Raw genomic sequence first — 25,868 nt, 5'->3', positions numbered from 1 at the left:
CAAATTGTTGTTCACTCATTGAAGAGCTTTTTCTAGAAGATAAAAACCTAGACATTCCTCGACAAAACTAGAAATTTATGTCTAGGAATTCTCTTTCAATCTTAACCAGTTAAGCATTGACTTACTTTAACATCAAGTGTTAGGATACAAAGCATTGGTGGGATTCGTAAAGGAGACTTCGTAGGTTCATCTTTTCTCACATAAGCGAAAACAAAGCTAGAGAAAGTATCACAGAAGAATCTATAAATAAGTTCTAGACACCCTTTATATACCTCCAAAAACAACAAAATTTTGTTTAATAATACCGATGGCTTATCGGTGAACGCCTGTGGACAAGAAGGAGCCGACTCCCTTGGTTGAAGCAGGAATTGAACATCAAGCCTGTCTAGGTTTGTATAGGTTTCATGAAGCAGTATAGGAGGTAGTCAATGATTAGCCCCGGTGAATTGCGCCAAAAGCTCATCAACCCTAGAGTTCCGGATTCCGAACTGCGGGACCTAGTTTTGCTTGATGAAGAATCTCGTGATAACTTTGAACCATTATTTCGTGCAAACCCGGACACTGTCGACATTCGTTCGATGGCTTTAGACGGGCTACTTGCTGGGGTCAATCGTGTAGCAAGAGAACGCCGTCAACTCCAATATAAACTCAGAGTTAATAACCCTTTTTTTCGTGGCCAGAAAATTGTTTCTGAAGGGGACTCCTGGTTTCAGTTTCCACTAATCCTACAAGATGTCATAGATCAGCTATTCCGATTCAATCCATTGGACCCATTGGATGGTCTTGATGGATATGCAGTATTCAGCCTGGGTGCAGCTGGTGACTTGCTGAGAGACATAGTAAACGAAGATGAAATAACTCAGGCAATCGAAGCTGAAAAGCCTGAAGTCTTTTTGATAAGTGGAGGTGGCAATGATCTTGTTGCTGATGGGAACCTTGCAAACTTTCTAAACCAGTTTGATTCTGAGAAGGAAAGAACACCTGAAGATTATATCAATGAAGAGTTTGACGTTTTTTTGAGAGAAATAATCCAACTTTATCGAGATATTTTCATTCGCCTTCTATCACGTTTCCCCAACTTAAAAATTATTTTTCACGGGTACGATTATGCAATCCCAAACAATGGAAACTCTCTCGGTAAGCCCATGGAAACGAGAGATATTACAGACCCTGATTTGCAAAAAGATATTATCAGAGTAATAATTGATAGATTAAACGAAGCACAAATTAGCTTAATTGAAGATGTACAGTTTGCCGGACTTGTACATCATGTTGACTACCGAGGCGTTGTAGGAGATAACAACTGGTTTGATGAGTTACATCCAAATGATAAGGGCTTTAAGGCCGTTGGTAATATCTTTGATAAGAAGATCAAAGATATCACTCGTCGTTAGTTTTTCATTACCTTTAACGAACTCGATGACCAATATCACGACGATAGTATTGACCCGAAAAATCAATAGCTTCTAGACATCCATAAACTGTCTCGATCGCCTTGTTAAAATCTTTACCCCTAGAAGTAACCCCTAATACTCTTCCCCCGTCGGTTAAGAGGGTATCTCCTTCCAATTTTGTTCCTGCCTGAAACACCGTTGATCCTAAAGCTTCAGCTTTAGTGATCCCTTGAATAACTTTCCCCTTCTCATAACTGCCAGGATAGCCCTCAGAAGCAGCCACCACACACACAGCACTACCGTCGTACCATTGTAACGGGGGAAACTCCTCTAAACGGCCTTCAACACAGGCCATCAATAATTCATCTAAGGGTGTTTCTAGAAGAGGTAACACCGCTTGAGTTTCAGGATCACCAAACCGACAGTTATATTCTAATACCTTGGGATCTCCTTCTGGTGTCACCATCAACCCTGCATATAATACCCCACAATAGTTAATACCCCGTTGACGCAAGGCAGTAACAGTAGGTTCTAAAATCTCTGTTTGCACCCTTGCCAATAGCTCAGGGGTTGCGATGGGTGCTGGTGCATAAGCTCCCATTCCCCCGGTATTAAGTCCAGTATCTCCTTCCCCAATGCGTTTATGATCCTGTGCTGGTAATAAAGGCCGTACCGTTTTCCCATCGGTTAGAGCTAAAATAGATACCTCTTCCCCCTGTAAAAATTCTTCGACCACAATAGAAGAAAAACCCGTTCCTATCAACTCATCCACCGCAGTTTGTGCTTCTTCTATGGTTTGAGCCACAATAACACCTTTCCCAGCGGCCAACTTATCGGCTTTCACCACTATAGGGGCCCCTTGTTTAGCAATATAAGCTTTGGCCGCGTCTGCGTCTTTAAAGGTTTCTCCCTGGGCGATGGCAATACCTGCATCGGCCATCAATTTTTTTGCCCAGGACTTACTCGACTCGATTTGTGCGCCAGCTTGAGTCGGTCCAAATACCTTAATATTATAGCCTTGTAAATAATCAGTTATCCCTTGGGCCAAGGGAACTTCTGGCCCCACCACTACTAGATCAACTTTATCTTGTTGCACAAACCTAGCAATATTAGCGAAGTCATCCACAGTATAAGAGAGATTTTCGCATCCCTCTAATAAAGCAGTTCCTCCATTGCCAGGAGTACAAAAACACTGCTGTACTTGAGGAGATTGAAGTAGTTTCCAAGCTAGGGCGTGTTCCCGCCCTCCATTTCCAACAACTAAGACTTTCACGGTTTTACAATGGATAATTGATAATGGATAATTGATAATGGATAATTTATCCATTTTTCAATTGCACAAGCCATAAACATCATAAATCTGTGAGTGCTATTATTGCAATCCTAATTAAGAATAAGAAAGTGTCAACAACTGAAAACTGATCACTGGTTACTGATAACTGATAACTGAAAAAACTGATGTTTCGTATATATACCTCTCAATCATTAGGACAAAAATGGGTTGATACTTATGAAGATTATTCCCCTATTTTTGCTTGTATTTTAGGCTTTACTGACACGGGTTTAATTCCTGGTATTTCGGCAGCAGGGGCGACTCCAGAAGCGAGAAAATATACTGCGATCGCCGATGCAGAATTTTTGATGAATGGGGTAAAATCTTCTTATGACTATCCTTTACCCCCTTTACATCAAGGGGTTTCTCCTGTGTTTATTACTCGTGCTATTGTAGAAGCTTGTAATATCCCCATTCATTTATTCAATGCTGGTTTACCCATCCCTCCTTCTGTTTCTTTCATTGATTTAAAAGGACAACCAGCTAACTGTTTAACCACGGGAAAAGCCTTACCCTTATCCTTAGTTTATGATTTATTTCAACAAGGATTAAACTGGGGTAAAAAGTTGTCAAAAAATGCAACAAAAAACTTTTTAATTCTCAGTGAATGTGTTGTAGGAGGGACAACAACAGCCTTAGCAATTTTAACAGGATTAGGAATTGATGCTACAGGAAAAGTTAATAGTAGTCATCCTAATTGTAATCATCAACAAAAAGAAATAATCGTCAAAAAAGGCTTGACAAATGCTGGACACTATGATTATTTACAACCGCTTAATCCTTTTCAATTAGTCGCTGCTGTGGGTGATCCAATGCAAATTGTAGTAGCAGGAATGGCCATTAGTGCGAGTATAAAAACAGGAGTGATGTTAGCAGGAGGAACCCAAATGTTAGCGGTTTATGCTTTAATTAAAAGCATTATTAATACTTCTGAATATGATATTAATTTAGATAATATTATTGTCGGTACAACACGCTGGGTAGCAGAAGATTTGACAGGGGATACTGTTGGGTTAGCTAAGTCTATTGGGACAGTTCCTTTGTTAGCAACTAAACTTAATTTTTCTAATTCTTCTTATGAACAATTAAAAATGTATGAACAGGGTTATGTTAAAGAAGGTGTGGGTGCTGGAGGATGTGCGGTCGCTGCTTCTTTATCGTTTAATTGGACTCAAGAAAAGTTATTAAATAGTATTAAAAATCTAGTTAATAATTATTATCAAATAAGAAACTAGGTATATTTCGACTAGCTAATTTAACACTATTATTATCAATATCCGCTATAATCGTAGAAAAAGGGTATCATATCTTTAGAAAATATGAAATATACAATTGTTATTCAATGGTCAAATGAAGATAACTGTTTTGTTGTCTTTTTACCCGAATTTGAGGACGTAATGGAGCCAGTTACTCATGGTGAAACGTATCAAGAAGCCTTTGAAAATGCCCAGGAAGTGCTAGAATTATTAATTGAATCCTTAATTGAAGAAAATAAACCTTTACCCACCATTAAACCGCTTTTTCAAGTTGCTTAGTGGTTAACTTTAGGTAAGAAATATTATGCACCCTACAAGAGCAGCGCACTAAAATTTTAGGAGATTCAAACTATCGATGTTTAAATTATTTTTCAATTCCTTGGTATTATTATCTTTTAATATTAATCATCAATTATCAGCTAATCCATCAATAAGTCATATTGAAGTTATTGAAAACAGTCAAATAATTGCTCAAAATAGCGAAAAAACTGAACAATTTAATCAATTAAAACAAGAATTATAAAAATCAGGATTCGAGGTTATTTTAGAATTACCACCCAGAAGAGGTGCTTATGGACTCTTACAAGTTAGTACAAAAAAAATATGGATTAATCCCGTAACTTTCGATCTCCATATTGCCCTAGCAACTCTTATTCATGAATCCGTTCATGCCTCACAAGTTTGTGCAGGAAACGGAGAAATTAAAGTATTAGGATTAACCCTAGAACCCATCAACCAAGCCCGCCCTTTTTTCCAAGGCTATACTGAAACCCATCGAAGGGACTTAGAAAGAGAAGCATATACCGTGCAAACACAACCCAATAGTTTTGAGTTGGCATTATCTTTACTCAGAGAAAATTGTCAACTAAATAATTAATTGTTAATTGTTAATTGTTAATTGTTAATTGATTTAATTTTCCCCCAATACTTCCTGAAAATTAAACTCAGGTGCAGCCAAAACAAAAACAGTAGTGGGTAAATCTTTAGTCCATTGTTGTAGTCTTTCGTAGTTAGTAACAAACAACTTATCATCACTGGGAGAAGGCATCCCCAAAAATATAAAATCCGCACCCTTAGATGACTGTTTAAGAATAGTGGCAAAAGTACGGCCATTGGCCAAAATAATCTCAGATACAGCATCAATACGTAAATCTTCCAGTAATTTATTTAAATTATTTTTTGCCTCATTAACAGCACCCTCCTCCATTACCACTAACTTAAGATGAATCTGTCCCTTTTGCAATTTAGGATTAGAATGGAGCAGATAAGCTAAAATCAGCATTAAACTACCATTTCCTTCTATTCCGCCACCCCACCAAACGTCGATGCGAGAACGACGACTTTTGGAGTCTTCCCAGGGATCGTTAGCTAAATCCTGGTTTTCTCGCAAAACGATAATGTTGCGTTGTGCCTTATGAAGATTACCGATCATTTGACAATAGCGATCGCGGTGGGTCATTTGTTGAGAATCACCTAATAAGATAGTATTAGGCACAATAGAACCTAACCCGTAGGTTTCCACCAATCTTTCCGCCCCATCAAAAGGGTTCGGTGCCGTAATTAATCTTACTAAAGCTTGTACCCCATGACGTTTTAAATAGTCCCGAATACGCCTTTCTGACACAGCTTGACTGGCAACATCCCGTGATCCTTGGGGTAAAACAGTCGATACAGTAATCAACCCTCGATTATGGGTTAGAGCTTGTGCTAACTGGATCAAAGGCCAGCGTTTGGTTGGGGCCCCAGACAACACCAAAAATTGAGGCCGCCAATTTTTAGTATCATCAGTTTGACGATCCATCTGTAGAATGGCCGTCCGTAATAAAGCCATCCATATCCCCCGTCTTACATCACCCCACGTTACCAATAACTCCCGTTGACGTACCCAAAAATAGATAGCAATAACAATAATTCCTGCCACACAGGTTGCCAGAGGATCGATGAGAAACATCACCCCTAAACAGCCGATCGCCCCTAACCAAGATAAGGCCCAATGAACTTTAAAAGAAGGGCGAAAAGAAGGACTATTTAACAACCCTTCTAACCCGGCCGAAACATTTAAGACTAAATAAGTGGTTAAGAAAAACATACTCAATACCGGGGCAATTAAATTTAAGTCCCCAATAAAAACAGCGGCGATCGCTACGGCAAAGGTGACTAAAGTACCTATTCTCGGTTCATCCTTGTCACCACTTCCCTGCCCCAAAAACCGCATCCAGGGGGGTAAAATACCGTCTCTGGCTAAGGCTTGGAGGATGCGTGGGGCCCCTAATATACTGCCAATAGCACTACTGAGGGTTGCCCCCCAAACCCCTAAAGAAATAGCTGGTCCCCAAACCGCCATCTTTTCCATGATGAAGGGTTCGTCGATCAAGGTACCACCACTAGCTCGGGTGGCTAAAAAAAGAGGTAAAGTAAGATAAATAACAAATCCGGTACCAACGGCCGCTAAAGTTCCTGTGGGTAAAGCTTTAATGGGATCACGTAGATCCCCTGACATATTCACCCCGGCCATGATCCCTGTTACCGCCGGAAAAAATACCGCAAATACATCCCAAAAGGGTTCTTTATCCGTTACCCAGAGTTCCATGGTAGTCTCTTCTACAGGCTGTCCAAAGTAAAAAGACAATAGGGATAGAATAATCGCCCCCATGATAAAGTATTGGGCTTTGATGGCGATATCCGCCGAAGCAAAGGCTAATACTCCTACCCCAATAGTAACTATTAAGGCAATATAGAGTTGATTGAGATTATAGGCGGGAAAAGCTGTGACCACACTTTCGGCAAAACCGATGGTATATAGGGCAACGGATAAAGCTTGGGCAAAATAGAGGGGAATACCCACTGCTCCTCCTGTTTCCACCCCCAAAGAGCGACTAATCATATAATACGCCCCTCCTGTTCTTACCACACGATCCGTGGCGATCGCACATACAGAAAGGGCTGTTAAAAGGGTGATGGTGTTAGCTAAAATAACGATTAAGGCGGTTCCAATTAAACCGGCATTCCCCACCACCCAACCGAAGCGTAAATACATGATTACGCCCAGGATGGTGAGGATAGAAGGGGTATAAACCCCCCCGAAGGTTCCTAAACCCGATGGGGGATCTTTTAGGGCTGGTTTGGAAAAAAAAGGCAGTTTCACAGATGACTCTAACCATAATCTAGTTGCTCTCCGTTATTATGCCAGATTTTTTAGAGTTGGGACCTACACATTATTTTCAGATTGTTGAGTTTCTGGAGTTTCTGTTTGCTCAACGACTTCTGCCGATGTTTTGCCTTCAGTTGAAGCTCTTTTTTTGCGATCGGCTTCCAAGCTATCTTCAATAACTGTCAATAACTGCTGCATTTTATCTAGGTTACTGCGATAGAGATCGAGATCCTTTCGCAGTTTTTCTGGGGAAAATTTGAGGGCTTCAGAAACTTCTTTGATGGTTTCGGTACGTTTTTCCTCATCTTTGAGCAGATCAGAGTCAATTTCCATCAATAGGGTATATAAACCGATGGCCAACAAACGACTGTACTTAAATTTGGGGTTAGCTGCGATCGCCCCAAAGGTTCCCCATAAGACACCTTCTCCTACTTGGTTATCGGTAACATGAGTTAGTTTGTCTTTGAAATCAACAATAGAGAGTCCTTTGGCTTCATTTAAGATCGCCTCAGCTTCTTGATGATATTTCTCACTACTGCCATCTACTGCTTGACATAAGGCGTTGAAAATGGAAGGTTTATCGCTTTCGGGACTGTATCCCTGCATAAACCTTTGAAAAGAGGTGACAACTCCCAGAGCGTAGATGGGATCGTAGCTAAAATCGATGTTGACGGACAGGAGGTGCATTTCTACCAGCAATTCTTCTACAAACCGCCGATAAATAGAATTTATGGGCTGGGTGTGGTAGCCATAAAATTTACGCTTGGTATCAGAAACAGTACGAATATTATCCACGAAGTAGAAATAAATAAATTTTCAATAGTCACTTCTATCTATTGTCCCCTGTAAGGAGTCCTTTGCCAAGTGATCAGAGTTCGGAGTTCGGAGTTCGGAGTTCGGAGTTCGGAGTTCGGAGTTCGGAGTTATAATTTTAGCGACGAAATCATTAGGGTTTGAGACTTGTCAATTTTGCCAATTCTGTATCAATTTCCTTATGTCGAACTCAGGTCATCATGAAAGCATCAGCAGTTATAAACAGTTATAAAAATGGAAACGCCGATGCACTGCCCACCTTACAGTAGTGTCCTAATCTTTTTTTGTACTGCTATAACCTCAATAGAGAATGTGGGAAGAATTTTTATGTTGAACGTTTTAGAAAAAAATTATTGTTTATAATCGAGCCATAATGGTTAAAACTGTTCCCTTTCTTGTCTTTCTCAACCCCCATAATTAACCCCGTAGGGGCGAACGGCCGTTCGCCCCTACCTAGAACCCATCAACCTGAGTTCGGTGTTAGGAGTTAGGAGTTCGGAGTTATAATTTTAGCGACGAAATCATTAGGGTTTGAGACTTGTCAATTTTGCCAATTCTGTATCAATTTCCTTATGTCGAACTCAGGTCATCATGAAAGCATCAGCAGTTATAAACAGTTATAAAAATGGAAACGCCGATGCACTGCCCACCTTACAGTAGTGTCCTAATCTTTTTTTGTACTGCTATAACCTCAATAGAGAATGTGGGAAGAATTTTTATGTTGAGCTTTTTAGAAAAAAATATTGTTTATCATTAACCCATAATGGTTAAAACTGTTCCCTTTCTTATCTTTCTCAACCCCCATAATTAACCCCGTAGGGGCGAACAGCCGTTCGCCCCTACCTAGAACCCATCAACCTGAGTTCGGTGTTAGGAGTTAGGAGTTAGGAGTTCGGAGTTATAATTTTAGCGACGAAATCATTAGGGTTTGAGACTTGTCAATTTTGCCAATTCTGTATCAATTTCCTTATGTCGAACTCAGGTCATCATGAAAGCATCAGCAGTTATCAACAGTTATAAAAATGGAAACGCCGATGCACTGCCCACCTTACAGTGATGTCCTAATCTTTTTTTGTACTGCTCACTAACCTCAATAGAGAATGTGGGAAGAATTTTTATGTTGAGCTTTTTAGAAAAAAATTATTGTTTATCATTAACCCATAATGAATGCTTAAAACTGTTCCCTTTCTTATCTTTCTCAACCCCCATAATTAACCCCGTAGGGGCGAACGGCCGTTCGCCCCTACCTAGAACCAATCATGAAAGCATCAGCAGTTATAAACAGTTATAAAAATGGAAACCGAGACTTCTCAGGGCAAAAACTGAGGGGAAAAAACTTTGCTGGACAAAACTTATCAGGTGCCAACTTTAGTAACTGTGATATCCGAGGGGCAAACTTTAAAGGAGCAACCCTTATAGGGGCAAACTTTACTGGAGCAACAGCAGGTCTACAAAAACCCTGGATGATATATTATTGGTGGCATTCTTGTTTATTGGGCTATCTAGTTTCTTTTCTGCTATTGCTGGAGGCTTAGTTGTTTATATTTTTGATATCTCTAGTGTAGAAAACCAGGTGATAGGATGGACAAGTTTACTAATATTCCTGATTCTTTCTATTGTGAGTTACTTTCGTGGACTAGGGCGCGGACTAGTGCAGCTTGGCGAAAGTAATCCACCAGATTTTTACAGAAACTTTCGTGACTAGCCACGACAATGTGTTTCAATGAAACTAACGGAAGAATCTCGAAGTTGATGTCCATGATAAAAGCATTGCCAATTAACCTCTCCAACCTACAGAAAACAGTACTCCAACAAATAGTGAGAGGGACAACAAACCCCTATCGCCTTGTTAGACGAGCCAAGCTAATCTTAGCCGCAGCATCAGGAGAGAGCAATAGTTCGATTAGTCGAAGATTAGAATTAGACCGAGTACAAGTGCGTCAGTGGCGATCGCGATGGTTTGAGGAGAGAGAAAAACTGAGTGCCGCCGAAGAACAACAGGTAACGGAGAAAGCATTAATGGTCTTGATCAAAGGAATTTTAAGCGATCGCCCAAGACCTGGAACAACAAAATCCTTTACGGTCGAACAAGTAGTCCAGATTGTAGAGATCGCTTGTGAAGAATGTGAAAAATCAGACAGACCAGTGAGCCATTGGACACCTTCAGAGTTGGCGGATGAAGCCATAAAAAGAGGAATTGTCGAAAAGATTTCCCCCCGTAGTGTGGGGCGTTTTTTAAAAAGAAGCGACATTACAACCACATCTCGTTCGTTACTGGTTAAATGCCAAAATTGATGATCCCTTAAAATTTAAAAAGCAAGTCAAATATATCTGTGAACTTCATCAAGAAGCTAAAACTTTGTTAGAACAAGGAATTCATTTAATTAGTACAGATGAAATGACAGGGATTCAAGCTCTTGAGAGATTATTTCCGAACAAAAGAATCAAGCCTAAACAAGTAGAAAAAATCGAATTTGAATGTGAAAGACACGGAACTTTAAGCTTGATTGCGAACTGGGATGTGGCAAGAGGAAAAGTTGTTAGTCCCTCTATTGGACCGACAAGAACAGAACAAGATTTTTCTGAACATATCCAGAGAACGATTAAGATTGATGAAAAAGCAGAATGGATTTTTATTGTAGATCAACTCAACACTCATAAATCGGAAAGCTTAGTCAAATTAGTAGCAGAAAGCTGTGGAATTACTATTGATTTGGGGAGAAAAGGAAAGGAGGGGATTTTGCAATCTATGGACAGCAGAGCAGATTTTTTATCAGATGAATCTCATCGAATTCGCTTTGTTTATATTCCCAAACATACATCGTGGCTTAATCAAATTGAGTGTTGGTTTTAGATCTTAGTCAGGCGTTTACTCAAAAGAATTACTGTCCGTTCAACTGAAGAACTATCCCAAAAAATTCTCAATTTTATTGATTACTTTAATCAACATTTTGCTAAGCCGTTCGTTTGGAAATTTAAGGGCTTTAAAGATCATAAGTGACTGGTGGATTATTTTTGCTAAGCTGCACTAGGGTTGATCCTTACGAGTTATTGTTAGAGCAGGGTTATCAATGGGTGAAACAGTGGCCAACTCATCTACAGCAACCTATTAGTGATGAGTTAAAGCAGGTTTTAGATAAGTTATTACAGAAGGATAGAAGCGATCGCTATCAGTCAGCAACGGAGGTTTTAACCGCATTAGAAACTATTGCGCAACAGCAACAGAGTCAAACACCATCTTCTTCATCTCCAACTATTGCGCAACAGAAACAGAGTCAAACACCTTCTGCTGCTCCCTCAACTGTTGCACAACAGTTGAGTCAAACACCATCTTCTTCATCTCCAACTATTGCGCAACAGAAACAGAGTCAAACATCTTCTTCTACTTCCCCAACTATTGCGCAACAGAAACAGAGTCAACCTATACAACCAACTCAGATACAAACTCCTTCTCAACCGCAACAGAAAAATAGACGAAAGTTTTTACAATATTTGGGATATGGAGGGATAGGTGTTGTTTCCGTTGGGGTGTTTGCTGTAATAAGAAAGTTATTGACTCCTTCTCCTATTCCTCCCATTCCTTCTCCGACTCCAACTGTAGGGGGTTTTCCTCTAGAAACCTTTAGTTTTGAGACGGTGAAAGTTGATCCCCAAGGAAACATTATTCAACGACAAACCAAACAAGGGACACAGTTTGCTGTTGACTTAGGGAATGATGTCTTTTTGGATATGGTACAGATACCAGGGGGAACGTTTATGATGGGTTCCCCTGAAAGTGAAGAGGGAAGGGATGATGATGAAGCGCAACAGCAAGTGACGGTAGATGATTTTTATATAGGTAAATATGAAGTTACCCAGGAACAATGGCAAGCTATTATGGGAAATAACCCTGCATCCTTTAAGAAAGGGGGTAAATATCCTGTAGAAAAGGTTTCTTGGAATGATTGTCAAGAGTTTTGTGAGAAACTGTCAGAAAAAACGGGGTTAACGTTTACCTTACCCACAGAAGCGCAATGGGAGTATGCTTGTCGTGGAGGGACAACTACCCCCTTTTATTATGGGGAAACCTTGAGTACAGATATTGCTAACTATAACGGTAAGTATGTGTATGGAGAGAGTAAAAAAGGGGTTTATCGCCAAGAAACAACGGAAGTCGGTAGTTTTCCAGCTAATGGCTTTGGGTTGCATGATATGCACGGTAATGTCTGGGAATGGTGTCAAGATGATTATGAAAAAAATTATCAGGCTAATAATAAGAATTTTCAACAAGACGCAAACAAGGTAACTGCAAACGCAGTGATGCTGGTTTCAGCCTCTTTTGCACCCAATATTCTTCTTGCTAATAATTCTCAATGTAAGAGTCTGCGAGGCGGTTCTTGGGTCAGCATTCCTAATAACTGCCGTTCCGCGATTCGCGTCAACGACTATAGGCGCGAAGACCGCAACGACAATGGCGCTTTTCGGTTAGTATGTGTGTTCGGGAGAACTCTCTAACCCTTTACCCTTTTACCCTTTTGCCCTTTACCCTCTCAACTTTACCCTTATAGACGCGCGTCAGCGCGGATCGATTTTTTGGGGAAAAATGGGGTTTAGGTTGGTTTAACCTTGTGTGGGTTTAACCTTGTGTGGGTTTAACCTTGTGTGGGTTTAACAGTGTTAAACCCCTACGGGTGATTTTGGGTAAAAAATAGGCAATTTATTCATCAATTGTATGATATCACAATTTTGTTTTGATGGTTAATTGTAGGGGCTTAATATTATTAAGCCTAAACCCAGTTATACTCAACTTATAAACCCACGACACTGTTAAACTGACAAGAAAGTTAAAGATTTATCTGTTAATCAATGATCTACCTAGATGAAAATGCACTGATTCCGCAAGCAAAATTAACTCAATATCTACTGGTTAAATTAACTAAAAACGATAAATCAGGCTATTTAGCTCAAGCAGGTTATACAATAGATAATTGGAAACAACTAGAAGAAAAACTGAGACAACAATTAAGCTTACCTGCAACTTTAGATCACGAAACGAACTTTGGTACAATTTATAAAATAGAAGGAGTTTTAAAAGGAGCTAATGGCATAAATCTTAATATTGCCACTTTTTGGATTATTGATAGAGAGACAAAAGAAACTAAATTTGTGACTTTATTACCTAACTAACAAGGAACTTATTATGCAACTACCACTATTCTCAGAAGTTAGACTAACTACTGATTTACCTAACTATAATTTAACTAAAGGTTGTTCTGCTATTATTGTAGAACACTGTAAAAATCAACAAGAAGAAGGTTATTTATTAGAACTGTTAAATGAAAATGGTCAAGGATATACTATTATTGCTGTAACTTCTAATCAAATTGAGCCAATTAATTCATATTATAATATAACAGAAACAGCCAGATAGTTAGAAGAAACATCATGAAAGTTCAATAATGGATAATTACCTCTTCTGTCAAGGGAAGAGGATAAAAAAAAAGAAATGTATCTTTTTTTCTTCTTGAAAGGAGAGGGTTTTTAACAAATTATCAATTATCCATTGATAATTAACTGTTCCAAAATATGATCAAAAAGCTAATAATTATTTTTGATCATTGCAAAAAAACTATCATCGATATCATAGCCAAAAAGTTGAGCTAGAGATTTCAAACGAAACTGGGAATAAAGACCTTGTTTTTGTAACCAGTCAGAAAGAACAAATAACTTATTCATAACAAAAATTTCTAACGCTTCGGGGTTGTATTGAATCCCTTCAACACGGTTAAATTGATGGGGAACTAACATAGCTGTATATCTGGGTAATTCTCCTTGTTTTGCGTCTAAAACAAAGGGTAACCAAGGATAAATAGTGTCTAAACGAACAAACCATAAACGAACTTCAGGAATTTCTGAAAGTTCTCTAGGATCATTAGGTTCACGAGGGTATTGAATTTCAAAGGATAAGGTTTGTTCTAGGGTTGCGATCGCCTTTTTTTCTAATATTGGCTCAATTATTTCTCTGACAGGAGTAATATCTAAAGCAGCTATGTGATCCAGTTGTACGGTAATAGTTTGAGTCATAGAATTTTGAGATAAATTTTAGTTTAAATCCCGTTGTTAATTGACTTGAGAGCATTTATATAATACCGTCAATAATATCAACTAAACATTGAGGACTGTTATGAAAAAGGCACTAAATGTTTTAATGGCATTATTGCTGATTATGGGTCTGACATGGACACCCACTATCATTGTACCTTCTGCACAAGCGGTTATTGAACCTGAATTGGAGGAAACAGTTTTAGAGATTATTCGTAAACACCCCGAAGTTCTGATCGAATCGGTTCAAGCATATCAAAAACAACAACAAGAACAACAACAACAAGCCAGACAGTCCTTTGCATCACAACTGAAAAGCAAACCTCAAACCATTATCGCTGACTCGCCCAGCACCGGATCTCTAAGTGAGAAGATTATTCTCTTAGAATTTTCTGATTTTCAATGTCCTTATTGTGAAAAAGCTTACGAAACCGTTAAAGAATTTATGGATAAGCACGGTGATGAGGTTACTTTAGTGTATAAACATTTTCCCTTATTTACCATTCATCCTCAAGCTTTGCCCGCAGCTAAAGCGTCTTGGGCTGCACAACAACAAGGAAAATTTTGGGATTATTATGATGCTTTATTTGAGCAACAAGACAACTTAGGAGAAGATTTCTATATTGAACTTGCTGAAGACTTGGATCTTGATATGGAGCAATTTGAACGCGATCGCAATAGTAGAAATGCTGATCTTGCCATTGAAAAAGATATGGAACTCGCTCAAGAAATTGGAATTCAAGGAACTCCTTTGTTTATTTTCAATGGTCAAGTTTTTTCAGGGGCAATTCCTTTATCTACCCTAGAAGAAGCTTTGTAAAATTATATTACTCTCTCTCTTATAAAACAGATGAAAATTGTCTGGCTCAGTCTTGGTATTATTATCATTAGTTTCCTGATTCTTGAAGGTAGCTTAAGATTATTTTTTGGACTAGGTAAACGTCCTCTTTATATAGCTGATGATGAAATAGGCTATTTATTAGCCCCTAATCAAAAGGTTAGTCGTTTAGGAAAATTGACGATTATCAATCAATATTCTATGCGAAACGAAATGATTGAACCTAGTCCTTTGAATGATACCATGCGACTGTTTTTCATAGGAGATTCTATTGTTAATGGGGCTTGGTGGACAGATCAAAACGAAACTATTTCCGCCTTGGTACAAAAAGACATTGAAAAAAAACTATCACAAACCATAGAAGTTTTAAACGCTTCTGCAAACTCTTGGGGGCCAAGAAATCAATTAGCCTATTTAAAAAGGTTTGGAACTTTTGATTCTCCAGTAATTCTTTTAGTAATTAATACCGATGATTTATTTGCCACAAAACCCACCCCTTTAAGAGTGGGAAAAGATATCAATTATCCCGATCAACAACCGATTTTAGCCGTAGAAGAAATTTTAGAAAAAGTGTTTTCTCGTAATCCTAACATCCCAGGAATGGATAAAATAATGGGAGAAAGAGGGGATCGAGTGGGATTCAATTTAGAAGCGATCGAGAAAATGAAAGCGATCACCACTGAAAATGAGAGTCAATTTATGATGGTTTTAACCCCTCTTAAACGAGAAATGAACCCAGAACCCAGAGATTATGAAAAAGTGGCTAGAAAACGCTTACAAGACTGGGTAGATACAAATCATGTAGAGTTTATTGACTTTTTACCGATCTTTGCCAAACAGGAAAATATTGACACTTTATATCGAGATCATATTCATCTGAGTCCTTTGGGTGAGCAATTAGTTAGTGAACATATTAGTGAATTAATTATTAATTCTACTAACCAATAGGAGGTTGATAGCTATTAGAAGTAACTTGTTTAAATTTAAGCATTAATTTCAAAGTTTGCTTGTAACCTATCTGGTTATTTTGTTCTTCAAACTGAGCAAGAGCAATTTTAAAATTTTGCCAAGCAAAGTCCTGAAATCCTAAAATTGCAGCAGAAATTCCTCGGTTAATATAGGCATTGGTTGACTGAGGGTTTAAAGTAATTACCTCTGTAAAATCTTGAAAAGCCGCCTTATGATCCCCTGATTTTTGATAAGCATAACCTCGTTGATAATAGGCTTGTTCGTTCTTTGGATTTAAAATAAGAAGATGAGTAAGATTAGCGATCGCTCTTGAAAAATCTTCTAGTTTTAAATGAGCTAAAGCACGATCATGATAAATCAAGGTTTTATGCTCCAAAGAATAGTCCTGATCTATTTCTAAAGCTTGATCATAACTATTTAAAGCTTGCTGATAATTACCTAATTGAAAATGGACTAATCCTTGATTATAATAAGCACGATAATCACCTTTCTGCCGTTTAATAACCTCTTGATAAGCAGCTAAAGATTGATGATAATTTTCCATTCGATAATCAGCTAATCCTTTATTAAGATAAGCTTCCATATTATCTGAATTCATCTCTAAAGCTTTTTCACAGTCTCTTTTAGCAGCTTGATTATTATTCAATTGTAAATGAGCTAAACAACGATTACTATAAGCAAAAGCCATCCACTGACTCTTATCATTAATAACCTGAGTAAATTGAACAATAGCTTCTTGGTATTTTTCTTGTCTTAAATAGTCAATACCTTGAGAAAAATTCGGGGATATTGTTGATTTACCTACACTTGGTGAAGAAAAACCTAAACAAAATAACATAGCTGCGATTAAGATAGAAAACTTGAAGAAATTCTTAACTAGATTGTTCATGGTTTAAGCTTCAGGTGATAATTTCAGTGCTTTCAATCATGCTAGAAAAAATCTCACGATCTTTCCATAGACAGAAGGTCAAAGATTAAGTAAACCTAATCATACTTGCTTGATTTTTAATATTTTAATATGGAATTTTCAATAAGTAATTCAACGATCATAAATTATTAAGAGTTGAATTACTTGACAGAATAAATATTATAATGTATAAATTTGGCACGATCTATTAAAAAAATAATTGTATTCTAGTCTAGAACTAAATATTAAATAATATGACAAAGCCCACCTTATCAGTTATCATTCCCATGCGGGATAATGTTCCTCAAGTTTGGATAGAAGCATTGGCAAAAGTTGAGGGAAATGTTGAATTTATTTTAGTTTATCCCCCTGAAGTTCCCTTACTGAGTAATGATGATCCTCGTATTCATCAAATTACAAGTCCCATTAGAGGAGAAGTTTTACAAAGGATTACTGCGTTATTAAATGCGTCAGGTACTTATGTTTTATCTATTAATTGCGACGAGTATTTATACCCGAAAATAGAAGATGTTGTTGTTGAATATTTCCAAACATTTCCTAATAGTTACTTATTTAAGCTTAGACAAAAGTTTTATCCCTACGGTAGCCAAGAAAAATTATTAGAAGAATGGCAACCATTTACTAATTTAGCAAAGATCCAAGTTAGAAGAGCAGAAGATCGACATTTACCAACAACAGAAACCTTACAAGAAATTCCTATTTGTCCCTTAGAAAACAAATTTAATCTTCTTTGTCTTATTAAAGAACGCAAATATCATCATGGACCCCATCAAGAGAATTTTGACAAAAAAGTATGGAGAAATAGCTTAGTACAAGAGCAAATTAATGACATTGTTAAATTATTTACTCTTTTTGGACCATTCAAATATGTTCCTTTTTGGTGTGCTGATCGACTCCTGGCTTTAGGAATGCAGGCTAAATTGTATCCAAAAGGTCTTGCTAAAAAAGGTGATATTATTGGACACATTCTACCCTTTCCTGAACAGTTTAGGACAGAAAGTAATCCCCCAGAATTTCAGTACACTACCACTAACCGACGCTATGTGTTGGCCGAAGTTTTTCCTGGTAAAACTATACCCTCAGTATGGGTATTTGTGGAACTTAGTTGTTGGTAGTCTGAGAAAGTTAGTTAGGCTCAAACCCAGAAAAGAGTCATTGTTTAAACTGAGACCATTCTCTAATCAATCTTGAGAAAATTTTGGCAATTAAAAGGAGGCAAAAGACTAAGGAATAACGGTGCTATTACTTGTACAAGTCCATTGATTATTTCTCCTTGTGGGTCTAATATCATCAATATTATCTTCTGTGTGATCATTTCCTCGGCAGATAACTACTGCAAAATTATCTTGCTCAGGCATGAATCTGACCCCGGCAGTATAATTTCTTAAACTGTCTGTATATTCATCTATGGCTACTCCCGAATTTCTCACAAAATCTGCGATCGCCAAACACAGAAGCCTTACAGGAAGTGGGTTTGAACAGAGCGATCGCAGATTTCCCCAACCAACAGTCTGTTGTCAGATTTTAAGTTAAAATCAACCCGAATTAGACAAAGATGAAAAGATAAATCAATCACTCATTTTTTCAAAAAAATTATTAATAAAATCTCTAATAGTACTAGATTGTTAGAATAAAATATGCTATAATTTAATTATTAAAGCAATTTACCTTAAACTGATTTAATGAGTCCCAGTCATCCCCGAACCCCTCGTCAAGTAATCAACTTTAGTAAACAGAAAGGAAAAGAAATAATCGCTAATTTTGATGGGGGACTAATCACTTCAGATGCGGGGATTGTCTGGATAGCTGAGTTGGATAAAAAACTGGGAATTACGGAGAAGTTTGGTAACTGTTTTCAAGATCATCGTCATCAATCTTATGTAGATCATTCCGTTCATGAGTTATTAGCACAAAGGCTTTATGGAATTATTTTAGGCTATGAAGATGTCAATGACCATGATAAATTACGTCACGATCCTGCCCTTAAGATCGCTTTAGAAAAGCTTAATGAACTTGAAGATAAAAAGGGATGGTTAGCTGGAAAAAGTACAATTAATAGATTGGAATATTGTCCTGAGACTATTCTCGACCAAAAAACGAGTCGTTATCATAAAATAGAACCCAACTTTGAAGCCATTGAAAAATCTTTTGTCGAATTTTGTTTAGAGTCTTATAAAAAACCTCCCTTAAGTATTATATTAGATATGGATGTCACGGATGACCAAGTACATGGTAATCAAGAAGGGGCATTTTTTAATAGTTATTATCACGGAGTATGTTATGCTCCTTTATATATTTTCTGTGGGCATCATTTATTAGTTGCTAAACTTCGTTCATCTAATGTAGATCCAGCCGATGGAGCCTTAGACGAATTACAAAGAATTATCGGACTAATTAGAGAAAAATGGTCAGAGACTCATATCCTATTTAGGGGTGATAGTGCCTATGCCCGTGAATAAATCTTCTATTTTTGTGAAAATCAGCCTTTAGTTGATTATGTTATAGCTATGGGAACAAATGGCGTTCTTAAGTTACGAGCGGATGATGTAATTGAAAAAGCCAAACATGAATATGAAAAAAAACTAGCTCCAATAACTGAATTAATGGATAGTTTATTTCAGAAAAAAGAAGATTTAGAAGAAGTTAAAAAATTAGTACCAATTTCTACTTGGTATCGCTCTATTCGTTATAAAACAGAAAAGTCATGGAGTTGTCAAAGAAGAGTAGTGACAAAAGTTTGTTATGGAAGTGATGGCTTAAAAATGCGCCATGTGGTGACATCTTTGCCCGCTTCAAAAATTCCACCCTCAAAACTTTATACAAAAAAATACTGTCCGAGAGGCGAGATGGAAAATCGGATTAAAGAACAACAATTAGACTTGTTAGCTCATAGAACTTCAACTCAAACATTTCAAAGTAATCAACTAAGATTATGGATACATTCCTGGGCTTATGTTCTCATAAATGCTTTTCGTCAACACTGTTTAAAAAAAACTTCATTGGCTAAAGCAACTGTGGGAAGAATACGTCTAAATCTTCTTAAGTTGGGAGCCAGAATAAAGATTAGTTGTAGAAGAATTATTATCGCTATAGCTAGTGCTTGTCCTTATCAAGATATTTTGTCTATTGCTAACAAAAGAATTAAAACTATTCCTAATACTGGATAAGTAGAATAAGTTGTTTTTTAAAAAAGATATCTATCATAAGTTGTTGACTGACTGATACTTTCATTTAGTCTTATTTATCGTGGAGAAAATCAAAAGTTAATATAATTATTCCCTCTTAAACTCAATTTTTGGATAATCAAAGTCAATTTTTTTATTCATCTATATTCAAAATTTCTATTAGTCCTAAAAATTATCATTTTTCATCTCTGGATTGGGCTTTCAAATTAATTTGTGAGAAATCCGGGCAATCCATTCTCTGAGTAGACTTGACCAGGAACTATCTTTGCTTCAATTAATGTGGATGCCATTTTAGACTCCTTTTTATGATTGATAATCGTTAACAATTGACAACCATACATTGTAATTAAAGATAATCTATTTTTCTTTAGATTATCTTTAAATTTATTAAATTATAGGACCTATATTAATATTTTGCTCCCCACACTTCCATAAGGGTACAAACTTTGCTGATTGTATACTGGGATACTTATCGGCGTTGACATATCAAATAATTTTGATGTAACGTTAATATATCAAATAATTTTGATATGTTCTATGACCACTCGTACTCGCATTAATCCCAAAGCTGTAAAAGCAGGGGGAAGTCTCAACATTTTTGAAAAATACCTAACCTTGTGGGTATTTGTCTGTATTATTGTCGGTATTGTGTTAGGAAGAAGTTTTCCTAGTGTGGCCGAGACATTAGACGCAATGAGTGTTTATAATGTCTCCATTCCTATTGCTATTTGCTTATTTTTCATGATGTATCCCATCATGGTAAAAATTGATTTTTCTCAAGCAGTGCAAGCAGCAAAAACGCCAAAACCTGTTATCTTAACTTTGGTCATTAATTGGTTAATTAAACCGTTTACAATGGTGGTGTTTGCTCAGTTTTTTCTAGGTTATTTGTTTGCACCAATGTTAAGTGCAACAGAGATAATTAGAGGTTCGGAAGTTACCTTAGCAAACTCTTATATTGCTGGTTGTATTTTATTAGGAATTGCACCTTGTACCGCTATGGTACTGATGTGGGGCTATCTTTCTTATAGTAATCAAGGTCATACTTTGGTGATGGTTGCGGTTAACTCATTAGCGATGTTATTTCTTTATGCACCGCTAGGAAAATGGCTACTTTCTGCTAACAATTTAGTAGTTCCCTGGCAAACCATTGTTTTCTCAGTGTTAATCTATGTTGGTTTACCGTTAGCGGTTGGAATTTATAGCCGTTATTGGATTTTTAAACATAAAGGAAAAGAGTGGTTTGAGCGTAAATTCTTGCACTATCTAAGTCCTATTTCTGTCACTGCTTTATTACTAACATTGGTCTTGCTTTTCGCATTCAAAGGAGAATTAATTGTTAATAATCCTCTGCACATTCTCTTAATTGCGCTTCCCCTATTTATTCAGACTAACTTTATCTTTTTAATTGCCTATGTTGCTGGTTTAAAACTAAACTTAACCTACGAAGATGCAGCCCCGGCGGCATTAATTGGTGCCAGTAATCATTTTGAGGTTGCGATTGCTACAGCAGTCATGTTATTTGGGTTAAATTCTGGGGCAGCTTTAGCAACAGTTGTGGGAGTTTTGATTGAAGTTCCTGTGATGTTAATGTTAGTTGAAGTCTGTAAAAAACCGCTGATAGGTTTCGTAGAAATCCAGAGATAGCAACGTTACTAGATCCCCATTGTATTGATTCTTTGCACTAGAAATAAGTAACAACTTCCATGAGTAATTTTGAACATAAACCCCGTATTTTATTTTTGCACGGTTCATTAAGAGAGCGTTCTTATAGTCGCTTATTAGCGGAAGAAGCAGCAATAATTATTGAAGAAATGGGGGCAGAAGTTAAATTTTTTCATCCCCATGACTTACCCTTGAGGGGACAAGTGGAAGAGTCTCATCCTAAAGTACAAGAACTAAGAGAACTAAGTCAATGGTCAGAAGGACAAGTTTAGTCATCTCCAGAAATGCACGGTAATGTAACGGGGATATTAAAGAATCAAATTGATTGGATACCCTTAAATATTGGTTCTGTTCGTCCCACACAAGGAAAAACCTTAGCTGTGATGCAAGTAAGTGGGGGTTCTCAATCTTTTAATGCGGTTAACACCCTGAGAATTTTGGGGCGATGGATGAGAATGTTTACTATTCCTAATCAATCCTCAGTTGCTAAAGCTTATCAGGAATTTCATGAAGACGGAACTATGAAAGACTCTGCTTATCGTGACCGAGTTATTGATGTCATGGAGGAATTATATAAATTTACTTTATTGTTAAGAGATAAGGTAGATTATCTAACAGATCGTTATAGTGAACGTCAAGAGAAACAACTAAAATTAAAGGAAAAATCATGAAAAAAGTTATGTTTTTTTGTAAACGTAACTCTTGCCGTTCCCAGATGGCAGAAGGGTTCGCTAAGACTTTAGGAAAGGGCAAAATTGAAGTCACCAGTTCAGGTTTACAAGCAAGTCGAGTTCATCCAGTTGCTATTCAAGTTATGGAGGAAATAGGAATTAATATTACTGATCAAACTTCCGATGGTTTAAGTGATTTTGATGCAGATAGTTATAATGCAGTGATTTCTTTGTGTGGTTGTGGGGTTAACTTACCTCAAGAATGGGTGTTAAGGGATATTTTTGAGGATTGGGAATTAGATGATCCCGATGGACAACCGATAGAAACATTTTACCGTGTTCGAGATGAAATTAAGGTAAAAGTTACGGAATTAATTAAGAAAATGGAACAATAAGACAGCTTTGAACATCAGGGTATTCGGTGGATTAGACCAAAAACTTTTCTCCTCTTACTTCTGATTTGGTTGATAATGCTTAGCTATATTATCCCTATTTTCGATCCCACTGTAGAGAAATGGTCTGCACAAGCGCGTTTTTTGCGTTGGTTAACCTTTCTTTGGCTATCTCTCGGATTAATTACCTTATTTTCCGCTTCTTATCCCGTTGCTTTAGCAGAAACTGGCAACGGTTGGTATTATATGATCCGTCAAAGCATTTGGATCTGGATCGGGTTACAAGGGTTCAATGTGATTGTGCGATCGCCCCTACAATACTTCATCAGATTAGCCCCTTTTGGTATTTATTTCTTTTTAGGGTTAATTTTAGCTACCTTAGTTCCAGGGTTAGGGCACGAAGTTTATGGGGCCACCCGTTGGATTAAACTAGGCCCTGTTTTAGTCCAACCCTCAGAACTGATGAAACCTTGTTTAGTAATACAAAGTGCCTATATTTTTGGCTTTTGGGAACGTCATCCTTGGCGAGTGAGACTGCAATGGGTGGGAATTTTTGGGGTAATTTTAGCCTGTATTTTATTACAACCCAATTTAAGTACCACTGCTTTATGTGGCATGAGTTTATGGTTAATTGCATTAGCTTCGGGTATTCCTTCCATGTATTTAACCACCACTGCTTTAGGAGGTTTATTAACAGCTTTTGTCAGTATCAGTTTACGGGAGTATCAGCGTAAACGGATCACCGCTTTTCTCGATCCTTGGGCTGATCCTTTGGGTAACGGTTATCAGTTGGTACAAAGTTTAATGGCAGTGGGATCGGGGGGAACTTTTGGGGTTGGTTATGGCCAGTCTGTACAGAAACTGTTTTATCTACCCATTCAATACACTGATTTTATTTTCTCTGTTTATGCCGAAGAATTTGGCTTTGTGGGTAGCATTATTTTACTGTTATTATTGTTTACCTATTCTACTTTTGCCTTGAGGGTTGCCGTTAACTGTTTGCATCGGGTGAAACGTTTAATTGCTATTGGTGTGATGGTGATGATGGTGGGACAAGCTTTGTTAAATATTGGTGTTGCGACGGGTGGTTTACCTACCACTGGTTTACCATTTCCCTTGTGGAGTTATGGGGGAAGTTCTACCTTAGCTAGTTTAACCTTAGCAGCCTTATTAATACGAGTGGCTAGAGAAAGCAATGAAGCAGACATTCTTCCCTTGAAAAAGACAGTTAAGGGTTAACAGTTAGGAGTTACCAGTTACCAGTTAACAGTTACCAGTTACCAGTTTTGAAAAAATAAATCATTACCGAGAGTTTTGTGCCTGTTTTAGGACAAAACTAGCTGTTTTTTCTAGATTGCCTTTTGCTTCACTATCTTGATCATTATTAATAAAGTAAGTCAGGCTAAAACTGAGCAATCCCACTAAAATTAAATAGAAGAGATAATGAAAGAATATCGTGAAATAATGATTATTATGGTCTAACATGGTCAACTCCCTCCTCAAAAAAAGCAAGGAAAATAAAGGTCATCTTAAAGTAACCTATTCTATTATCATCATAGCTCAGGTTATCAAACGATCGCCTTTTTATTCGTCGGAGAGGCGATCGCACTAAGTTGTAGGGTGTATTAGCGTAGCGTAATACACCAAAAACCAGGATTTTGGTGCGTTATGGCATAAAAAAATTATAGCAATTACTCAAAAAATTATAGTTTGCTAGAGCGCATTACTTTGACACTCCACGGCCTAAAGGCGAGTGGATTCTTGGTTCACTGACTCAACTTACCTTGACAGGTATTGCTACCAACCAAAACAGAGGTCGAATCTCCCCAAGCGTTTAGGTCTTCCGACCAGCTTCCGATATGCCCTATCGTAGCTTTTTTGAGTATATTTAATGCAGCCATTTTGTCTCTATCTTCAGAGTATCCACAGGAACAAACATGAGTTCTAACTGATAGAGATTTTTTAATTAGTTGTCCACAATTGAAGCATTCTTGACTAGTATATGCAGGATTAACGGCAATAGTTAACCTACCATATTTACCCCCAAAATACTCAATCCATTTTCTCAATTGTGACCAGCCAGCATCATTAATACTCTTGGCTAGTTTCTTGTTACGTACAAGGTTTTTGACTTTTAAATCTTCATAGGCTATCAAGTCGTTTGACTGAATTAAACGGAGTGCTAGTCTCTTAGCAAACTCTTCTCGCTGCCTACTTACTTTTAAATGTCCCTTGGCATACTTTATTCTAGCTTTTGTGTAGTTATTGGACTGCTTTTGTCCCTTCCTAAACTTTTTAGACTTTCTTCTATTGAGTTTATTAATACGTTTTTCTGCTTTACGATAATATTTAGGAGGTTCTACAACATTATTGTTGCTATCAGCATAAAGGTATCTTAACCCCATATCTAAACCTACACATTTTTTAGTAGGCTCTAATTGTGGGGTTATATCTCTAACATCAAGCTTCAATATTAACTGAACAAAATATCCATCAGCACGTCTAACTATTCTAACTCGTTGAATTTGCCACTCTTGGAAATAAAACAAATCTCGACTACCTATTAACTTTAACTCCCCTATATTTTTGCCATCAGTGAAAGTTATTCTCTTGGTGTCTCGATTAAGTTTCCACCCTGACTTTTTAAATTCAACAGAACGAGTACGCTTAGAATATTTTGGGTATCCTTTCTTTCCAGGAATATTATTTTTGCAGTTATTGTAGAATTTAAGAATTGCAGTCCAGGTTCTTTCGCAAGCTTGCTGACAAGCAGTAGAGTTGAGAGCTTTGACAAAAGGGTATTCAGTTCTTAATTGAGTGACATATTTATAGACATCCTTTTGACCCACACCTTTGTTATCTTCCCAGTATCTAAGGCATTTATTACGGACGAATTGAACCGTTTTAATTGCCTCATCAATGGCTTGATATTGGCGTTGTTTTCCTCTCAGCTTGTACTCAATGATAAACATCTTGCGTTGTCGACCTACTACGCAATCTATCATAACGCATCTAAGTCAGATTGACAACACCAATTTCACGCCATAAAAAGCCGTCCTAAAAGCGCACCGCCCCGTCTGAGGTTCCCTCAGACATAGGGACGGAGCAAGAAGGACGGGGCTTTAAACCCAGTTTTCCGGTAAGGTGGGCAGTGCATCGGCCTACGGGGTTGTGCAATTTTATCAACGTCCT

Annotated in this window: 20 protein-coding genes and 4 pseudogenes; 17 read left to right on the top strand and 7 right to left on the bottom strand. The window is 37.5% G+C overall.

The genetic code is table 11. The annotated features are described in order from the left end of the window. Nucleotides 1-428 precede the first annotated feature (428 nt). On the top strand, nucleotides 429-1,394 hold the full coding sequence (locus tag CWATDRAFT_RS07335) for an SGNH/GDSL hydrolase family protein (RefSeq protein WP_007304406.1): 966 nt from the start codon (nucleotides 429-431) through the stop codon (nucleotides 1,392-1,394). A 13-nt stretch (nucleotides 1,395-1,407) separates the two neighbouring features. On the opposite strand, the gene purD is transcribed toward CWATDRAFT_RS07335, so the two are convergent. Then, nucleotides 1,408-2,667, bottom strand: a complete 1,260-nt coding sequence (purD, locus tag CWATDRAFT_RS07330) for a phosphoribosylamine--glycine ligase (RefSeq protein ID WP_035825330.1) — start codon at nucleotides 2,665-2,667, stop codon at nucleotides 1,408-1,410. Between the two features lie 185 nt (nucleotides 2,668-2,852). Between purD and cobT the strand changes: the two genes are divergently transcribed. Continuing rightward, nucleotides 2,853-3,962 (top strand): nicotinate mononucleotide-dependent phosphoribosyltransferase CobT, encoded by a 1,110-nt coding sequence (gene cobT, locus CWATDRAFT_RS07325; protein ID WP_007304404.1) that lies wholly within the window; start codon nucleotides 2,853-2,855, stop codon nucleotides 3,960-3,962. Between the two features lie 84 nt (nucleotides 3,963-4,046). Further along, entirely contained in the window at nucleotides 4,047-4,262 is a 216-nt protein-coding gene (locus CWATDRAFT_RS07320; RefSeq protein WP_007304403.1) for a type II toxin-antitoxin system HicB family antitoxin, read from the top strand. 631 nt (nucleotides 4,263-4,893) lie between these two features. Here CWATDRAFT_RS07320 and CWATDRAFT_RS07310 read toward each other — a convergent pair. Next, entirely contained in the window at nucleotides 4,894-7,128 is a 2,235-nt protein-coding gene (locus tag CWATDRAFT_RS07310; protein ID WP_007304402.1) for an APC family permease, read from the bottom strand. Between the two features lie 63 nt (nucleotides 7,129-7,191). Beyond that, complete coding sequence (gene psb29 / locus CWATDRAFT_RS07305) at nucleotides 7,192-7,929, bottom strand: photosystem II biogenesis protein Psp29 (protein WP_007304401.1); 738 nt, start codon at nucleotides 7,927-7,929, stop codon at nucleotides 7,192-7,194. A gap of 1,277 nt (nucleotides 7,930-9,206) precedes the next feature. Here psb29 and CWATDRAFT_RS38340 point away from each other — a divergent pair. The 6 genes and pseudogenes from CWATDRAFT_RS38340 (at nucleotide 9,207) to CWATDRAFT_RS07275 (ending at nucleotide 13,357) form a co-directional block, all read left to right on the top strand. Further along, the gene (locus CWATDRAFT_RS38340) at nucleotides 9,207-9,482 is read left to right on the top strand and encodes a pentapeptide repeat-containing protein (protein WP_007304400.1); all 276 of its coding nucleotides are present in this window, start codon (nucleotides 9,207-9,209) and stop codon (nucleotides 9,480-9,482) included. Between the two features lie 178 nt (nucleotides 9,483-9,660). Beyond that, on the top strand, nucleotides 9,661-10,242 hold the full coding sequence (locus tag CWATDRAFT_RS07295; RefSeq protein WP_007303067.1) for a helix-turn-helix domain-containing protein: 582 nt from the start codon (nucleotides 9,661-9,663) through the stop codon (nucleotides 10,240-10,242). Between the two features lie 64 nt (nucleotides 10,243-10,306). Continuing rightward, a pseudogene (locus CWATDRAFT_RS07290) lies at nucleotides 10,307-10,948 on the top strand (transposase). Continuing rightward, entirely contained in the window at nucleotides 10,945-12,441 is a 1,497-nt protein-coding gene (locus CWATDRAFT_RS07285) for a formylglycine-generating enzyme family protein (protein ID WP_157134054.1), read from the top strand. The pseudogene CWATDRAFT_RS07290 and the gene CWATDRAFT_RS07285 overlap by 4 nt, the downstream one beginning before the upstream one ends. A gap of 351 nt (nucleotides 12,442-12,792) precedes the next feature. After that, nucleotides 12,793-13,113 carry a DUF6883 domain-containing protein gene (locus CWATDRAFT_RS07280; RefSeq protein ID WP_007304397.1) on the top strand — a complete coding sequence of 107 codons (321 nt, stop codon included), beginning with the start codon at nucleotides 12,793-12,795 and terminating at the stop codon, nucleotides 13,111-13,113. A gap of 13 nt (nucleotides 13,114-13,126) precedes the next feature. Continuing rightward, entirely contained in the window at nucleotides 13,127-13,357 is a 231-nt protein-coding gene (locus tag CWATDRAFT_RS07275; protein ID WP_007309814.1) for a DUF4926 domain-containing protein, read from the top strand. 167 nt (nucleotides 13,358-13,524) lie between these two features. Here the strand turns inward: CWATDRAFT_RS07275 and CWATDRAFT_RS07270 are convergent, their stop codons facing one another. Beyond that, entirely contained in the window at nucleotides 13,525-14,010 is a 486-nt protein-coding gene (locus CWATDRAFT_RS07270; protein WP_007304396.1) for a CRR6 family NdhI maturation factor, read from the bottom strand. A gap of 100 nt (nucleotides 14,011-14,110) precedes the next feature. Here CWATDRAFT_RS07270 and CWATDRAFT_RS07265 point away from each other — a divergent pair, with 100 nt between their 5' ends. Both CWATDRAFT_RS07265 and CWATDRAFT_RS07260 read left to right on the top strand, forming a co-directional pair. Next, the gene (locus CWATDRAFT_RS07265; protein ID WP_007304395.1) at nucleotides 14,111-14,848 is read left to right on the top strand and encodes a DsbA family protein; all 738 of its coding nucleotides are present in this window, start codon (nucleotides 14,111-14,113) and stop codon (nucleotides 14,846-14,848) included. A gap of 30 nt (nucleotides 14,849-14,878) precedes the next feature. Beyond that, a complete protein-coding gene (locus CWATDRAFT_RS07260) occupies nucleotides 14,879-15,814 on the top strand; it encodes an SGNH/GDSL hydrolase family protein (RefSeq protein WP_007304394.1) in 936 nt (311 codons plus the stop codon). Here CWATDRAFT_RS07260 and CWATDRAFT_RS07255 read toward each other — a convergent pair. Next, nucleotides 15,804-16,724: a tetratricopeptide repeat protein gene (locus tag CWATDRAFT_RS07255; protein ID WP_007304393.1), complete on the bottom strand. Its 921-nt coding sequence runs from the start codon at nucleotides 16,722-16,724 to the stop codon at nucleotides 15,804-15,806. The genes CWATDRAFT_RS07260 and CWATDRAFT_RS07255 overlap by 11 nt on opposite strands. A gap of 272 nt (nucleotides 16,725-16,996) precedes the next feature. On the opposite strand from CWATDRAFT_RS07255, the gene CWATDRAFT_RS07250 reads away from it, so the two are divergent. Further along, entirely contained in the window at nucleotides 16,997-17,878 is an 882-nt protein-coding gene (locus CWATDRAFT_RS07250) for a glycosyltransferase family 2 protein (protein ID WP_007304392.1), read from the top strand. Between the two features lie 108 nt (nucleotides 17,879-17,986). On the opposite strand, the gene CWATDRAFT_RS36600 is transcribed toward CWATDRAFT_RS07250, so the two are convergent. Continuing rightward, entirely contained in the window at nucleotides 17,987-18,193 is a 207-nt protein-coding gene (locus CWATDRAFT_RS36600) for a hypothetical protein (protein ID WP_198138951.1), read from the bottom strand. A gap of 252 nt (nucleotides 18,194-18,445) precedes the next feature. Between CWATDRAFT_RS36600 and CWATDRAFT_RS33105 the strand changes: the two are divergent. From CWATDRAFT_RS33105 to CWATDRAFT_RS07215, 5 genes and pseudogenes are all read left to right on the top strand, one after another. Continuing rightward, nucleotides 18,446-19,930, top strand: a pseudogene (locus CWATDRAFT_RS33105) (IS1380-like element ISCwa5 family transposase). Nucleotides 19,931-20,485: 555 nt separating this feature from the next. Beyond that, a pseudogene (gene arsB / locus CWATDRAFT_RS07230) lies at nucleotides 20,486-21,636 on the top strand (ACR3 family arsenite efflux transporter). An 18-nt stretch (nucleotides 21,637-21,654) separates the two neighbouring features. Continuing rightward, nucleotides 21,655-22,284 (top strand): annotated as a pseudogene (gene arsH, locus CWATDRAFT_RS07225) (arsenical resistance protein ArsH). Further along, nucleotides 22,281-22,679, top strand: coding sequence for an arsenate reductase, glutathione/glutaredoxin type (gene arsC / locus CWATDRAFT_RS07220; protein WP_007304386.1), 399 nt, complete (start codon nucleotides 22,281-22,283; stop codon nucleotides 22,677-22,679). Before arsH ends, arsC begins: the two are co-directional and overlap by 4 nt. Nucleotides 22,680-22,754: 75 nt before the next feature. Then, nucleotides 22,755-23,915: an FtsW/RodA/SpoVE family cell cycle protein gene (locus CWATDRAFT_RS07215; RefSeq protein ID WP_007304385.1), complete on the top strand. Its 1,161-nt coding sequence runs from the start codon at nucleotides 22,755-22,757 to the stop codon at nucleotides 23,913-23,915. A 527-nt stretch (nucleotides 23,916-24,442) separates the two neighbouring features. Here the strand turns inward: CWATDRAFT_RS07215 and CWATDRAFT_RS07205 are convergent. After that, complete coding sequence (locus CWATDRAFT_RS07205) at nucleotides 24,443-25,648, bottom strand: RNA-guided endonuclease InsQ/TnpB family protein (protein WP_007304384.1); 1,206 nt, start codon at nucleotides 25,646-25,648, stop codon at nucleotides 24,443-24,445. Between the last annotated feature and the right edge of the window lie 220 nt (nucleotides 25,649-25,868).

It is taken from the genome of Crocosphaera watsonii WH 8501, assembly GCF_000167195.1.
In the GTDB taxonomy this organism is placed as follows: domain Bacteria; phylum Cyanobacteriota; class Cyanobacteriia; order Cyanobacteriales; family Microcystaceae; genus Crocosphaera; species Crocosphaera watsonii.
Note: the sequence above shows the minus strand (reverse complement) of the source record. Positions and strands in the feature narration are given on the sequence as shown.

Coding starts and splice junctions, on each gene's coding strand:
- CWATDRAFT_RS07270 (WP_007304396.1), bottom strand. CDS start 14,010: ATGACTCAAACTATTACCGTACAACTGGATCACATAGCTGCTTTAGAT.
- CWATDRAFT_RS07215 (WP_007304385.1), top strand. CDS start 22,755: ATGCTTAGCTATATTATCCCTATTTTCGATCCCACTGTAGAGAAATGG.
- CWATDRAFT_RS07265 (WP_007304395.1), top strand. CDS start 14,111: ATGAAAAAGGCACTAAATGTTTTAATGGCATTATTGCTGATTATGGGT.
- CWATDRAFT_RS07320 (WP_007304403.1), top strand. CDS start 4,047: ATGAAATATACAATTGTTATTCAATGGTCAAATGAAGATAACTGTTTT.
- CWATDRAFT_RS07255 (WP_007304393.1), bottom strand. CDS start 16,724: ATGAACAATCTAGTTAAGAATTTCTTCAAGTTTTCTATCTTAATCGCA.
- CWATDRAFT_RS07250 (WP_007304392.1), top strand. CDS start 16,997: ATGACAAAGCCCACCTTATCAGTTATCATTCCCATGCGGGATAATGTT.
- cobT (WP_007304404.1), top strand. CDS start 2,853: ATGTTTCGTATATATACCTCTCAATCATTAGGACAAAAATGGGTTGAT.
- CWATDRAFT_RS07205 (WP_007304384.1), bottom strand. CDS start 25,648: ATGTTTATCATTGAGTACAAGCTGAGAGGAAAACAACGCCAATATCAA.
- CWATDRAFT_RS07280 (WP_007304397.1), top strand. CDS start 12,793: ATGATCTACCTAGATGAAAATGCACTGATTCCGCAAGCAAAATTAACT.
- CWATDRAFT_RS07335 (WP_007304406.1), top strand. CDS start 429: ATGATTAGCCCCGGTGAATTGCGCCAAAAGCTCATCAACCCTAGAGTT.
- CWATDRAFT_RS07295 (WP_007303067.1), top strand. CDS start 9,661: ATGTGTTTCAATGAAACTAACGGAAGAATCTCGAAGTTGATGTCCATG.
- CWATDRAFT_RS38340 (WP_007304400.1), top strand. CDS start 9,207: ATGAAAGCATCAGCAGTTATAAACAGTTATAAAAATGGAAACCGAGAC.
- CWATDRAFT_RS07260 (WP_007304394.1), top strand. CDS start 14,879: ATGAAAATTGTCTGGCTCAGTCTTGGTATTATTATCATTAGTTTCCTG.
- CWATDRAFT_RS07275 (WP_007309814.1), top strand. CDS start 13,127: ATGCAACTACCACTATTCTCAGAAGTTAGACTAACTACTGATTTACCT.
- arsC (WP_007304386.1), top strand. CDS start 22,281: ATGAAAAAAGTTATGTTTTTTTGTAAACGTAACTCTTGCCGTTCCCAG.